Below are 13,793 nucleotides of genomic sequence, written 5' to 3'. Positions count from 1 at the left end.
CACCCCTCCCACAATCGTTTCAACCGCTGCTAATGCTGTTTTAGCTGCAATCTACGCAACCCGGCGAAATGCGGCACTCTAGGGGTGGATAGATGTGTGATAGGTTCATACGGTTTTCTTTAGGTGGCGTTCACCCTCCGCAAGATTAGCGCGCATGCTGCGGCGTTGCCTCCGCCGCCTTGGTCCGCACCCGCTCGTTGTTCGGGTTTTGGTAGATGCGTTCCCGCGTAGCGCTATCGGTGTGGCCGGAGATGCGGTAAACGCGGCGCTGTTCGCGTGAGCGAAGCGAAACCGTTAACTATTGAGGTGCTTTCGTCGTGTCTCCATCCGGCGCGCTATCGCCGCGCTGGCCGAGTTCTCGATGGAGCCCTCGGCCGAGGAGTGGGCCTGCTTCGCGCTGCGGCTGAGCCTGACCTGGCCAACTCTCTAGACTCGTAAACGCGGCCTTCGGCAACCAACCCAAACGCCCGCTAACTTCCGAGCACACGTACAGCCACTCGTCCGTACGTTCGAGGACGTAGACGACATCGCCGGTGCGAATAACACCTAAGGAGTCAGCGTCATTCCTTGGTTCAACTCTGTGCTCAACCGCTTGTTGCACATAGCCAACGTCGATGGCAGCTCTGGCGGCAAATACCGAAGGAAGGCGCCAAGTCACGATGCGCAGATAACCTTCAAACACTTTGATACTGAAGACCCTAGAATCGAAGGCTTGCAAGGTTTCTGCAAGCGACTCCAGTCCTTCGGCGTCCCTCACAAGTCCTCCTCCGCCCCCAGTGACGCCGAGCCCCAACCAGCCAAGCTGAAACGAGGCGCGACCGATTGACAGCTGATCCACCGCAATGCGGAGGTTTCCGGCATCCTTGGCCACTGACATACCGAGCGCCTGATTGTGCCTAGAGCCATTGGAATCAACAGATGTCGTAAAGAACTGGATGTAGTCGGGATGGAGTTCGACGCAATCCACGGTCAAGGCCGCGGAATCCGCGCTGAGTATCAATGATAGCGTGGCTGTCAGTTGTTCCTCCGTTAGGACATACTCACGCTTTAGGATCGGCGGAGCCTGCGTCAAGTCGACATACAATTCGGCGATACGACGCGCTTCTGCGGGGTGGAGAGGAGAAGCTTTGCCGCAACGAGAAATCAGCGGGTGATTGCCGCGAGCGATCGCTAGCCGTGTCATAGCGCCTATTTGGGTGGCGACCTTGTCACGCCTAGCTTTTGTGTAGTTGGACACGTCGGAGAGGGTTGAGACTTGTTCCGATGTCGCGCTCCGACCAATTCGTCCGACGGGAGCGCGCATCGATAACCGTACCTTTAAGGTGGCATTCCATGACTCTGAGTCGCAGCTTTTCAAGAAAACGGTCATCAGGACACCGGTCATCACCAACACGACGCGTGCGACGGCCGCCAGCTGTTCGGATCGAGGTTGCGTGCGAGCGAATGCTCGCATTCGTCTCACGCCCTGACGAACTTGCCGTAGAACCAAATGCAGCTTCCATCGCTGGCCGAAGTGGATGCGGCGGCTCGACAGATAAGTCAAAGCGCGAATGATGGCAACGAGAGCCACGAACGACACGATGAAGCTGAGAAGGAATAGGAAAACCAAATTGATCGCCGTCTGGAGGAGTGCGCCGACGAATGACACACCGAGACTGCCGAAACTTATGACGTTGTAGGCACCAATGAGCAGAATCAGCCCTGCCCCAATTGATGTGATGATCGCGAGCGAGAGTTGCCAAACCAGTTTCGTAAGAAATCCCGCGAGCTTCCAAGCGAGTACCCCCGACCAAGGCAACGGAGGCGAGTCGCTCACAGCGGCCATTTTTTCTGTTTCCATTTGGATACTCTACACAAAGGAGCGAGTGCTCTGGTGGGACCGCAACATAGGTTCGAGAATTACATTTTCAGGGGGATAGCCGAATCCCCTACAACCCAGATAATGCTCCTCCCCCCGAACGTCAAGCGCCAGTAAATCGCACGCATCCAACCCGGTGGCTGGTCGGAGAGGCCTTCGAGGTGGCGTTCACAGAAGCGTTGTCACCCTTGGCTTGGCGCGGATGACTTCGGTATAGGAGACGGTGTAGCGCCGGGCGGCAGCTTTTGCGACGGCGAGCCGCGCGGATGGGATAGATTGTGGGATAGGTTTACCGCGAAAGTGCGGCATCGTGGCGCGGGATTTCCGGGAGGCCCTTCGGGCACATCTAGGATTTACAAGGGTTTTCGGCACCCGCGCCGATTCCTCGTTCGACGTGCGGAGGCGCGATCAGAATCGCTCGAAGTGGTACGCCAGCTCGGGTCGCTCGTCCCCCTCGTACGCCAGCTGGGCGACGAGGAGGGCGAACGGCTCGGTGTAGCGGGCGATCCGCAGCGGGCCGGCGTCGACCGGCTCGAAGCCCACGTCGCGGATCAGCCCGGCGGCGACCTTCTTCGCGCCCTCGTCGTCGCCGCAGTAGACGAGGCTGGGATGCGTCTTGTGCTCGCGGCGCTCGAAGACGTCGAAGAGCACCTCGCTGGGCACGGTGTTGAACGCGGAGACGACGCGGGCCTTGGGGATCCGCTTGGCCAGATCCTCGGCGCCGGATGAGGTGTGGGCGACGACGAGCCGCGAGTCGTCCTCGCTCATCGGGAGCGAGCAGGTGACGACGACCTTGCCGGAGAGGTCGCCGGCCTGCCCCAGCACGTCGCCGAAGCGCGACCAGTGCACGGCGAGCAGGAGGGCGTCCGCGTCGCGCGCGGCCTCGGCCGGGGTGCCGGGGCGCGCGTTCCCGCCGGCGTCGCGCGCGAGCCCCTCCAGCTTCTCGCGGCTGTGCGAGTAGCTGAACACCACCTCGTGGCCTGCGCGGGCGAAGAGCGTCCCGAGCTTGCCGCCCATCAGCCCCGACCCCAGGATTCCGATCCGCATCTTTCCATCCCCCGATGACGTAGTGGTGACGGTGCCACGGACGCGGGACCGGCGCGGCGGTATCCATGATGCACCACCCACCGTCACCCCGAACGCGGAGCGACGACAGCGATGAGCACGACGGATTCAGCCGCGGATGCCGGCTCCCGCGCGCACCTGGGGAGCGACGCCTTCACGCGGCTCGTGGAAGAGGTCGATTTCCCCGGCTTCGTGCGCGACCTGATCCTCGGCACGTTCAAGGCCGTGGTCGAGGTCTCCGTCCAGCAGATGCACGACTACTCCAGGCTGCTGGACCAATCGGCCGCGGGGATCGGCGAGTTCGTGCAGGAGAACCTTCCCGCGACCGGCCGCGACTGCCTCGCCCGCTTGCTTCCCCCAGGCGCACCGAAGGACTGACCCCCCGATACGATGATAATCTCCATGGCCTCACGCGGAGACGCGGAGGCGCGGAGAATTAACCGCAGCGCTGAGTTCTCCGCGACTCCGCGTCTCCGCGTGAGGCAACGCAGTCAGGTCGAAACGATCCCCCGCAGTCCCATCATCTCCCCGACATTTTCCGCCGATCCGCCGCATCAACCTCCGCACTGACGGGGGATTGATCCGCTTGCGGCACATTGTCTTCCGCGCGGCGCACCCCGTGCCGCGGTTTCACCCATCCCCGACCGGAGACAGAAACCATGAGCACGACCATCAATGCCACCCTCACCAACGACGGCGACGGCGTGGCGTCGCTCCCGGTGGACCCTCCGCTGCTCACCTACGCGGACCTGCGCGGCCTGGCGGAGTATGCCAGCGGCGTGCGCAAGGGCGTGACCGTCTGGCTGGCGGCCTACGGCGACGGCCGCATCGAGGAGGTCCCGGACGGCGCCCCGCGGCCGGGCGCCCTGGTGGTGGGCACCGTGGTGGGAGAGGGGAGGGGGAACCGCGATTCGGTGGAGTACGCCTGGATCGGCCCGTTCGAGGACGGGAAGGAGGCCGTAGACCTGCTGGAGATTTGGCATGACGGCGAGACGATGAAGAGCGACTCGGTGTTCTGGACGCAGTCGGCGGTCGAGAAGTTCCTGCTGCCCTACTACGCCTCGGTGGCGGGCGGCCACGCCGTCACGAAGATCGAGAGGCTGCTGGGGCTGCTCGGCAGCACCGTGACCGTGCGCGCCAGGGGGCCGAGCGAGCTGGCGCCGATGGAGGGCGAGGTGTTCGCGCTGATCCACCTTCCCCAGTCGGAGTACGTGGCCAGGGCCGACGATGGGCCGCTCCCGACGGACCTGGCCGTGGCGATCAAGGGGAAGGACGGGAAGGCCCGGGCCGTGCACGCGCTGGACCTGGTGTGGCCGTAGCGGAAGCCGGCGCCGCGGTCATGACGCCGCGGAAGAGCGGGTCGCGCGCCAGGTACGGGCGGAGGGCGGGGCGGTACGCCGCCACCCGTTCCAGCAGCAGGCGCGCGCCGGCGGTGTCGGCCAGCAGCAGGCGCACGTAGGCCTCGTCGTAGTCCAGCGAGGCGCCGAGCTCCGGGTCGGCGCCCGCTTCCCGCCGCGCCCGGGCCACGATGGCCCGGGCGCTGTCGGCTGCCCCGGCGCGCGCCAGCACGGCGGCCGCCACCATGCGGCGGTACACCGGGCTGTAGGCGCGGCCCAGCGACCGCGCGCGCCCGGGCGGGTCCATCCGGTCCAGCTCGGCCACCAGCCGCCACGCCGCCGCGGGGTCGGCGGGGCGCGCGCGGTCGGAGCCCAGCAGCGTCAGCGCGCACTCCACGAACCGCCAGTCGGTCGGGAACTGTCGGCGCCCCCCGTCGCACTCGGCGCGCGCCTGCGGATAGTCGCCCATCCGCAGCGTACTGAAGAAGAGCCGGTGGCGGATGTCGGCGGCATCGTCGAGGTACGCGTCCTCGGCCAGCGCGCGGCGGGCGGCCAGGTCGCTCTCGGCCAGGCGCCCGCGCACGCGCAGGAGCTGGCTGAGCGTGGCCCACGCGCTGGCCAGCGACGGGTCGCGCGCCACGGCGGCGCGCAGGTCGCGCTCGGCGGCGTCCAGCTGCGCGCGCTGGCGCAGGGTGTCGCCCGCGGCCAGCGCCAGGCGGTAGACGGCGAGGCCGCGCAGCTCCAGCGCCCCGGCGTCGCCGGGCGCGCGGGCGAGGACGCGCGCCGCCCGCCCCGCCGCGTCGCGCAGCAGCGAATCGCCCGACGCACTTGGGATCCCCGCCACGGCCGCGCGGTCGGCGCCGACCCAGCCGCGCAGCAGCGCCGCGCGCGCCCATCGCGGGTCGGCCGTCTCGGCCGCGGCCAGCAGCGAGTCGGCGCGCGCCAGCAGCCGCGCCACCGAGCCGGCGTCGAGCGTGTCGCGCGCGTCCTCCATCTCCCGCGCGTCGCGGCGGAGCTGCTCGGCCTGCAGCACCCGCTCCAGCGCCACGGCGCTCCTCGTCTCGCCCGCGGCCTCGCGCAGCCGCACCTCCTCGCCCAGCCGCCGCCGGAGCGAGGCCGACACCTCCTCGGCCACGGCGCGCTCCAGCGCCACCACGTCGCCCAGGGGCCGGCCCAGCACGCGGCTCTCCAGGTGCCCGCGGGTGTTGGCGTCCACCAGGTCCACCGTCACCCACACGCTGTCGCCCGAGCGCTGGATGGTGCCCTCCACCACGCTTCCCACGCGCAGCTCGGCCACCATGCTGTCGAAGCGCACCGCGCCGCCGCGATACGCCTTCACCCCGCCGCGCGAGACCACGTCCAGCGCGCGCACCTGCCCCAGCTCGTGGATCAGCATCTCCGTGAGCCCCGCGGCCAGGTACTGCAGCTCGCCGCGCGGGCTCAGGTCGTCGAAGTAGAGCACGGCGATGCGCCGCGGGTCGTACGCCGCCGCGGCCTCGCGTGCCCGCCGCTCCGCCGCGCGCACGCCGAGCACCGACAGCGCCATCCCCAGCACCACCCCCGCCATCCCCGCGTAGTAGGCCGCCCCCGCGCGGACGCGTCCCCCCGCCCCGCGCCGTCCATCCCCCCGCTTCTCCATCTCCCGCGCCACGTCTTCGCGGTCCTGGGGGATGGGAGATGACGGCGCGTCCGCCACCTCCCCGCCGTCTCCCGACTTCTTCGTGGGGACGGGATCGAGCGGGAGGGGATCGAACGGCTGCGCGGCGAAGGGCGGCTCCCCGGGCCCGGGGATGGGCGGGCGGGGGAGGGGAGACGGGGGCGACGCCTCGCGCGCCGGCTCCGCGCGCAGCCGGGCGACGAAGGCCAGGAGGTCGGGGTCGGGATCGACGCCCAGTTCCTCGCGCAGGAGCGTGGCGTGCGCCTCGGCCGCGCGCAGGGCCGACGGGCGCTCGCCGGCGGCGTCGAGCGCGCGCACCAGCCGCAGCGCGGTGCGCGAGCTGAACGGGTCGTGCGCCGCCAGCCGCCGCCACCAGTCCACCGCCCGGATGGCGCTCCCCTCCGCCTCGGCCGCCTCGGCCAGCCCCTCCACCGCCTTCGCGTACAGCCGCGCCAGCCGGTCGCGCTCGCCCTCGGCCCAGCGCTCGAATTCCGGCGCGTCGGCCACGTAGAAGCCGTCCAGCAGCCGCCCGCCGTACGCCCGCACCGCCGCCTCGGCATCTCCCGTCTCCAGCGCGGCCTGGAACTCGGCCACGTCGCTGGCCACCACCGCCGGGTCCAGCGCCACGTCGCCGGCGGACGCGGAGACGAGCGCCTCGTCGCCCAGCTCCTTCCGCAGCACGTACAGCGACTCGGACAGGTTGTGGCGCGACGCCTCGGTGGTGAGCTCGGGCCAGAGCAGGCCGATCAGCCGCTCGCGCGCCACCGGCCGCCCGCGCGCCACCGCCAGCACGGCCAGCAGCGCCACCCGCCGCTTGTGCGCGGCGCGTCCCTGCACGGGCCCGCGCGGGCCGGAAAAGGCCGGGTCGCCCAGCAGGGAAAGACGGAAATCCGGGGGCTTCACGACGATCAACCTGCGGGATGATGGCGGGGGGCAGGGCGGGTTGACGGAGGGCGATCAGAATCTGTCCGCGCATCGGGGCACCGGCAAGCGGCCTCGTCGCGAGCGGCCAGTCCGCCACCCGTCACCCCCGGAGCCGGAGCATGATCCCCTCCCCCCTCGCCGCCGGACGATCCGCCCGCACCGGGCGCCGGACGCGCTTGGCCGCGGCGGCGGCGCTGGCGGCCGTGCTGGCGGCTTCGGCCGGGGACGCGCAGTCCGCGGCGGATGTGGGGGGGCGGGGGCGGCTGCGCGCGATGTCGGAGGGCGGGGGATTCCCGGAACCCGCGTGGCTCTCGCTGGCCAGCGCGGTGGCGTGCGGCGTGGCGGGCGCGGCGGCGGCGGAGCGTGTGGCCGGCGCCGCGCGGCGGAGGGGCGAGCGGGGCGCCGCCGCGCTGGAGAAGCTGGTGGTGGGCTCCGCCGCCCCGGTGGCGCTCCTCGCGCTGAACCCGCCGGGGAACGCGTGGTGGGCGCTGGCGGGAACGGCGCTGGCCGCGGGCGCCGGCTCCCAGGCCCTGCTGCTGGCGGTGACGCACGCGCGCCACGCGCTGGCCGCCGAGTTGGGGCGCGACGCCGCGGACGAGGGCGCCCGCCGCGCCGCGGTGCTGGCCGGCGAGCAGGTGGAGACCATGCGCCGCCTGGCGGTGGAGGGCGGCGCGGGCGGCGACGCGTGGGCGCGGATGCTCGACGTCTACGCCGAGCGGGCGCGCGCGGAGGTGATGCGCGTGGCGCGGCGCGGCGGAGAGGTGCCGCGATGAGCGCGATCCGGAGCGACGCCCGGGCGCGCGCGCCTCCGCCTCGGGCCGCACGCAATCCCGCTGGACGGACCGGCCGAGCGGCCGATCCGCATCGCAAACACATCTGCCACAGGAGTGCACCATGAAGATCAAGCTCGATCCCCAGATCAAGCTGTACGTCACCGGCCACAAGGGCGACGTCACCGTGCGTTGGGCGAACGACAAGCCTCTCCCGGTGGGCGAGTGGACCAATGTCGCCAACCTGGTCGACAACGGGACCCATCTCTGGGGGTGGGTCTACTTCGGCAGCGAGCCCGGGCGGTTCGAGTACCAGATCTACCACGAAACGCAGCAGTTCGGCAGCGACTACGCCTTCTTCGGCTGGTACGATCCCAACTCCACCCAGCCCGACTCGAACCCGAGCCCTTTCCCGGACGGCGTCGCCACCGCCGACACGGACGGCAGCTACGTGCTGCTCCGCGTGCCGCCCCGGTGAGCCGCCCAAGGCCGGGGTGCACCAGGCCCCGGCCGGCAGGCCGGCGCCCGCGGCGCGAGTAGCCCACGTGAAACGACCCGGCAGCCATCGCCCGCTGCCGGGTCGCTCGCGTATCGGGATGGGCTGGAGATCAGGTCACGGCGACGCCGGCGGCCCGGCGGCGCGCGGCCCGCGCGGTTGCGATGCGCAGGAAGACGATCGAGAGTACGAAGCCGATCACCGCGCCGGTCACGGCGTCCACGGCCTGGTCGGGGCCAGAGACGGGACCCACGGAGATCAGGAACGCGTCGTTGGCCGGGATCAGCCAGCCGAGCACCCCGCCCGCCACCGTTCCGGCGCCGGTGCCGGCCAGCGCCAGCCCCACGGGAACGCGGCGCATCAGCAGCCACGCGGCGGCGGGGAAGAGCGCCATCCCGAACACCGCGCCCACGACGGCGACGAACCCCACCGCGCCGTGGGCGAAGGCATCCTGCAGGTTCCCGCGCAGCGCGGTGCCGATCAGCAGCGACGCCACGGCCGACGCCGCGCCGAACAGCGCCCCGCCCGCGAACAGCCCCGCGGTGACCACGAGAATCCGTGCCGTGCGCTTCATGCCGCCTCCCCGCGTTCGAGGGTTCGTGACGCCATGGCCGACCAGCGGTACCGCGTACCCGTCCCTGCGGTTCCGCCACCGCATCGGATCACCGAAACACCTTATACGAAATCCGGGAATTTCGTTGATCCACCCAGACCAATGCCACGCTGACGTCATCCTGAGGCCGGCCAGACCGTAATTAGCGTCTGTGCAAGCGTTTGCAGGCCGAAGGATCTATCGCTGCGGCAGCACGAGATCTGGTCGGACACACCAATACTTCACCCGGGTTCGGTCTTACCCCCGCAGGTGGCGGTGGAACCACTGCACGGTGCGCGGCCAGGCGGCGCGCGCGGCCTGCAGGTTGGCGCCGTTCTGCCCGTCCTGCTGCCGCAGGAAGCCGTGCCCCGCGCCGGGGAAGATCTCGTGCTGGTAGGTGCGCCGCAGCGCGCGCATGGCCGAGTCGGCGGGGGCGATGGTGGCGTTCACGCGCGCGTCGTTCTCGCCGTACAGCCCCAGCACCGGCGCTCGCACGCTCGCCAGCTGCGCCGGGGCGGGGGAGACGCCGTAGTAGACGACCGACGCGCCCAGGTTCGGCGCGTGAACCGCGTGCGCGAACGAAACGCCGCCGCCCCAGCAGAACCCCACGATCCCGTAGCGCGGCAGCGCCGCGGGGAGTGCCATCGCGAAGCGCGCGGTGGCGTCGATGCGGCGCTGCACCTCGCCCGCGTCCAGCCGGCGCACCGCGGCCGTCGCCGAGTCGCGCACCGGCTCGCCGTCGGGCCCGGTGGGGACGCCCTTCCCCGACAGCAGGTCGGGCGCGATGGCGATGAAGCCGTCCGCCGCCAGCTGGTCGGCCACGCCGCGGATCCAGCTCGACAGCCCGAAGATCTCGTGCACGACCACGACGACCGGCGCGCGATCCCGCCGCTCGGGGTACACGACCCACGCGCGCACGCTGTCGCCCGAGCCCGCGTCCACCATCGCCCACTCGCCGTGGCGGGGCGACGCGGCCAGGCGCGCCTGCGCCTCCGCCGCGCCCGCGGGGATGGTCGTCTGCGCGCCCGACGAGCCGGCGGGCGCGCCCGTGCGCGGCGCGCACGCGGCGAGGGCGAGGACCAGCAGTGCGGCGAATCTGCACATGTGTCGCGCTCCCGGTGCTTGGGGTGATTGCGGTTGCGTGGTGCGAAAGTGCGAAAGTGCGTGAGTGCGCGGGCTGCGACGATGATACCTGACAATGAGCTGGACCCCGTTCTACCAGTCCACGTCCGTCCGGGCCTGCTTGAACTTCACGATCGCGTCGGTGACCTCGCCACCCATCTCGCGGGTCAGGTCGCGGTCGCGGTACTGCTCAGGCCACGCCGCGATCCTCGCGGCGAGGTACTCGATGAAGACTCGCCCGGGGACGCGATGCTCCTCGCGTTCCGTCTCCGAGAGCTTCACCAGCAGGGAGAACCCGGCCGCGCCCTGGTCGCAGTTGACGTCGAGATACCAGTCCTCGGCGCGCTCCTGGTCGCCCAGCAGGAACCACGCGCGGGGGCGGAATTCCCGCACGTACAGCGTCATCGCGCGCCGTACGCCGGGCGGCGGAGGATGCGCTTGGGGATCATCACGTGCACGCCCACGTTGCCGTCCACCAGCTCGGTAATCTCCACGTCACAGGCCACGCTGGTGAGCATGTACGCGTCGTCGCGCGAAAGGCCCTGCGTGGTCACGAGGAAGTCGATCGCCTGGCGCACGGCGATCCTGGTGGCCTGCACCAGCGACGTGTCCATCCCCATGGCGATCCAGTGGGTCGGCGTCTCGGCGCGCGGCCAGGCGAGGTGCATGTCCTTGCGCACGGTGACGCGGAAGGTGCCCGTGAGCGACGTCTCCAGCGCGGTGATGTCGACCTCGCCGTTCCCCTGGCCGGCGTGCCCGTCGCCGATCTCCAGCAGCGCGCCGGGGGTGTGCACGGGGATGTAGAGCGTGGTGCCGGCCACCAGCTCCTTGTTGTCGAGGTTGCCCGCGTGGATGTCGGGCGGCGCGCTGTTCACCTTTCCCCGCGCGCGCGGCGGCGCCACGCCGATGCTGCCGAAGAACGGGCGCAGCGGCACGTCGATCCCCGGCGCGAAGCGAGCGACCATGCGCCGCCGGTCGAGGGGGATGATGCGCATCCGCGCGTACGGGAAGTCCTCGGGAAGGAAGCCGCGGTTCACACCGAATGCGTTGTAGGCGTAGGGGATGGCGAGCTCCACGCGCTCGATGCGCACCTCCAGCACGTCGCCGCTGTCGGCGCCCTCGACGTAGATGGGACCGGTGAGGATGTGGCCGCCGGGGCCGCGGTTGGTAACGGTGCGGTAGATGTCGCGCAGCGCCGGCTCGACCTGCGCGGGCGGCACGCCGGCCGCCTGCAGCCGCTCGGGGCTGGAGGTGATGAGTGTGCCGACGACGAGCCGGTCGCCCGAGCGGATGCGCAGCACCGGCGCCGCCGCCGCGTCGTAGTAGCCCCACGCCACGGTGGTCGGAGACGGCATCAGGCGGTGCACCGCCTGCGCGTCCGCGGACGCGGCGAAGAGCGCGGCGAGCGCGGCCGCGGCGGCCGGAAAGCGGACCATCGGCACTCCTTCCAGCGAGGAGATGGGAGCTTCGCCTGCGTGTGGGCCGGGAGACGGCGATCAGGCTACGCGCGGCGGCGGGATCGTGCAAGCGGAGACGATATTGTCCGGCACCCACCGGGTCTGGGGGCGACGATCATCCCGGGCGGGTAAACCCGCGGCTACGAGGAATGGGAAGCCTGCTGCGCAGGCTGCGGACCCGGCCTCGGCACGCGGGCCGGGGATCCGCGCCCATCCACCTCGAGCCGCGGCCTCGACAGGCCGGCGCTCATCCGTCACCCCGCGCCGGCCATTCCAGCAGGTCCATCGCGCTCGCCGTCTCCGTCCTCCACCGGGATCTCGCCCGGCCGGTTCACCCGCGACCAGGTCAGCCGCCGCTTGCGCAGCCAATCCTCCGCGGTTCGCAACGCAGCCGGCTCCAACTGGCAGGTGCGCACCCGCCCGACCTTCTCCGAGCGCACCAGCCCGCTCGCCTCCAGCACCTGCAGATGCTGCATGGCCGCGGGTAGGGAGATGCCCAGCGGCTCGGCGAGCGCGCTGACGGTGGCCGGCGCATGGCACAGCCGCTCCACCATCGCCCGCCGCGCCGGATCGGCGAGCGCGTGGAAGACCTGGTCGACGGGATAATAGTTAAGCATCCACTTAAGTATCGTTCGCCGTTTCAGACGGCAACCCATCCCCCACGCCGAAGCTTCCGGGACGGACTGTCATCGGCCGCCACGCCTCCCTGATCGCCGTCAGTTCAGATCGCCCGCCACGCAACAGAAAGGCGTGGTGCAGGAGAATACAACCCGTTGCGCCACTGTCACATAACGCGACACGGCCGGATCCGCGAATGCAGTAAAATCCCCGTGGTGACGATGTTCGTCGCATGGCCTGCAACTTGGACGCGTGCACGCCCCATCCCGCGGCAGCGGTTCCGCGGGTGGAGGAACCGAGCCCACCGGGGAGGTGCACATGCGCGTTCGCTTCAGGGTCACGCTTCCGCTGGTCCTTGCCGCCGCGGCGGCGTGCGACCGGCCGCCGCAGCTGCCGGACGATCCCGCGCTGGCGCGGGGCGGCGTCGTGCGGGCGATCTGCGACGCCGACAACGCCGGCCTGACACTGCCGGGCGGCTTCTGCGCGCTCGTCGTCTACGACGCCGGGCGCCCCGACGGAACCACGCCCGCGGCCGCGCGCCACATCGCCGTGGCGCCCAACGGCGACGTGTTCGTGGCGATCCAGTCGCCCGGCGGCGGCGTGCTGGCGCTGCGCGACACCAACGGCGACGGCAAGGCCGACCAGACCGCCACCTTCGGATCGGGTCCGGGGCACGGGATCTTCTTCAAGGATCCGTATCTCTACTTCGCCCCGAACGACCGGGTGGAGCGCTACCGGATGTCGCCGGCCAGCCTGACGCCGGTGTCGGGCCCCGAGGTCATCGTCTCCGGCATGCCCGCGACCGGCGACCACGTCACCAAGTCGATCGTAGTCACCGACGATGGGTCGCTGTTCGTGAACCTCGGCTCGGCGTCGGACGTGTGCCAGGTGGTGAACCGGCAGCCCGCGTCGCCGGGGGTGGATCCGTGCCCGGAGCTGCCGGTCCGCTCGGGCATCTGGCGCTACGACGCCAACCTCACCGGGCAGGTGCACAACACGGCCGCGCGCTTCCTCACGCAGACGCGCAACGTGGTGGCCCTGGCGCTGAACTCCGCAAACGGCGAGCTGTACGGCGTGATGCACGGGCGGGACAACCTGAACTTCTACTGGCCGGCGCTGTTCACGCCCCAGGACCAGGCGGAGCTGCCGTCGGAGGAGTTCCTCCGCTTCCGGCAGGGCGCGGCGTACGGGTGGCCGTACTGCTACTGGGACGGCCGGCAGAACACCAAGGTGCTGGGCCCCGAGTACGGCGGCGACGGCCACACGATCGGGCGCTGCGCCACGGCCGAGCGGCCGATCTTCACCTTCCCGGCGCACTGGGCGCCGAACGGGCTGCTCTTCTACAGCGGCACGCAGTTCCCCGGGAAGTACCGCGACGGGGCGTTCGTGGCGTTCCACGGCGGCTTCAACCGCCCCGACCCGTTCCGCGACGAGGGGTTCGACGTGCTGTTCGTCCCCTTCCGCAACGGGTTGCCGTCGGGCGGCTCCGAGGTGTTCGCCGACGGCTTCATCGGCCCCGGCGCGGTGAACCTCCCCGCCGACGCGGACCACCGCCCGGTCGGGCTGGCGCAGGGGCCGGACGGCTCGCTCTACATCACCGACGACCGTGGCGGGCGGATCTACCGCGTGCTGCACGCCAGCCGCCACTGAGCGCGATCGCGGCGGCGTGAACGAGAGGCCGGTCTCCGGGAGCTGCTCCCGGGACCGGCTTTCGCTGCACCGCCGCCGGCAGCGCGGCCGCAAAGATCGCCAACTGCGTCATCAGGGGGGTCGGTACCGGGAGGGCATCCGTTTGTGTCCGCTGTCCCCGGTGCTGGACGGGAGGTCGATGCCCCCACACCGATCCCACCGCCGACGTCATCCTGAGTCTGAGGCCGGCCAGACTGTAATCAGCGTC

The 13,793-nt window shown here is 70.7% G+C and carries 13 protein-coding genes; 5 read left to right on the top strand and 8 right to left on the bottom strand.

Features of this window, described 5'->3' with window-relative positions; all coding sequences use genetic code 11:
• Window positions 1–298: 298 nt before the first annotated feature.
• Window positions 299–1,825, bottom strand: a complete 1,527-nt coding sequence (locus tag VF092_13270; GenBank protein HEX6748260.1) for a hypothetical protein — start codon at window positions 1,823–1,825, stop codon at window positions 299–301.
• Between the two features lie 441 nt (window positions 1,826–2,266).
• A complete protein-coding gene (locus VF092_13265) occupies window positions 2,267–2,986 on the bottom strand; it encodes an NADPH-dependent F420 reductase (protein ID HEX6748259.1) in 720 nt (239 codons plus the stop codon).
• A gap of 30 nt (window positions 2,987–3,016) precedes the next feature.
• Here VF092_13265 and VF092_13260 point away from each other — a divergent pair, with 30 nt between their 5' ends.
• Entirely contained in the window at window positions 3,017–3,301 is a 285-nt protein-coding gene (locus tag VF092_13260) for a hypothetical protein (protein ID HEX6748258.1), read from the top strand.
• A 281-nt stretch (window positions 3,302–3,582) separates the two neighbouring features.
• Complete coding sequence (locus VF092_13255) at window positions 3,583–4,242, top strand: hypothetical protein (protein HEX6748257.1); 660 nt, start codon at window positions 3,583–3,585, stop codon at window positions 4,240–4,242.
• Here VF092_13255 and VF092_13250 read toward each other — a convergent pair.
• Window positions 4,184–6,820 carry a BTAD domain-containing putative transcriptional regulator gene (locus VF092_13250; protein HEX6748256.1) on the bottom strand — a complete coding sequence of 879 codons (2,637 nt, stop codon included), beginning with the start codon at window positions 6,818–6,820 and terminating at the stop codon, window positions 4,184–4,186. The genes VF092_13255 and VF092_13250 overlap by 59 nt on opposite strands.
• 140 nt (window positions 6,821–6,960) lie before the next feature.
• On the opposite strand from VF092_13250, the gene VF092_13245 reads away from it, so the two are divergent.
• Both VF092_13245 and VF092_13240 read left to right on the top strand, forming a co-directional pair.
• Complete coding sequence (locus VF092_13245; GenBank protein HEX6748255.1) at window positions 6,961–7,614, top strand: hypothetical protein; 654 nt, start codon at window positions 6,961–6,963, stop codon at window positions 7,612–7,614.
• Window positions 7,615–7,735: 121 nt separating this feature from the next.
• Window positions 7,736–8,089, top strand: coding sequence for a hypothetical protein (locus VF092_13240; GenBank protein HEX6748254.1), 354 nt, complete (start codon window positions 7,736–7,738; stop codon window positions 8,087–8,089).
• 130 nt (window positions 8,090–8,219) lie between these two features.
• Here VF092_13240 and VF092_13235 read toward each other — a convergent pair whose 3' ends face one another.
• From VF092_13235 to VF092_13215, 5 genes are all read right to left on the bottom strand, one after another.
• Window positions 8,220–8,681, bottom strand: coding sequence for a hypothetical protein (locus VF092_13235; GenBank protein HEX6748253.1), 462 nt, complete (start codon window positions 8,679–8,681; stop codon window positions 8,220–8,222).
• Between the two features lie 276 nt (window positions 8,682–8,957).
• Complete coding sequence (locus tag VF092_13230; protein ID HEX6748252.1) at window positions 8,958–9,803, bottom strand: dienelactone hydrolase family protein; 846 nt, start codon at window positions 9,801–9,803, stop codon at window positions 8,958–8,960.
• A gap of 111 nt (window positions 9,804–9,914) precedes the next feature.
• Window positions 9,915–10,226 (bottom strand): hypothetical protein, encoded by a 312-nt coding sequence (locus tag VF092_13225; GenBank protein HEX6748251.1) that lies wholly within the window; start codon window positions 10,224–10,226, stop codon window positions 9,915–9,917.
• Window positions 10,223–11,257 carry an acetamidase/formamidase family protein gene (locus VF092_13220; protein HEX6748250.1) on the bottom strand — a complete coding sequence of 345 codons (1,035 nt, stop codon included), beginning with the start codon at window positions 11,255–11,257 and terminating at the stop codon, window positions 10,223–10,225. Before VF092_13220 ends, VF092_13225 begins: the two co-directional genes overlap by 4 nt.
• A 275-nt stretch (window positions 11,258–11,532) precedes the next feature.
• Window positions 11,533–11,895, bottom strand: a complete 363-nt coding sequence (locus VF092_13215; protein ID HEX6748249.1) for a metalloregulator ArsR/SmtB family transcription factor — start codon at window positions 11,893–11,895, stop codon at window positions 11,533–11,535.
• 319 nt (window positions 11,896–12,214) lie between these two features.
• On the opposite strand from VF092_13215, the gene VF092_13210 reads away from it, so the two are divergent.
• A complete protein-coding gene (locus VF092_13210) occupies window positions 12,215–13,546 on the top strand; it encodes a PQQ-dependent sugar dehydrogenase (protein ID HEX6748248.1) in 1,332 nt (443 codons plus the stop codon).
• The last annotated feature ends 247 nt before the right edge of the window (window positions 13,547–13,793 follow it).

The sequence above is a fragment of the Longimicrobium sp. genome (assembly GCA_036377595.1).
Classification (GTDB): Bacteria; Gemmatimonadota; Gemmatimonadetes; order Longimicrobiales; family Longimicrobiaceae; genus Longimicrobium.
This window is presented reverse-complemented; position numbering and strand designations above follow the sequence as displayed.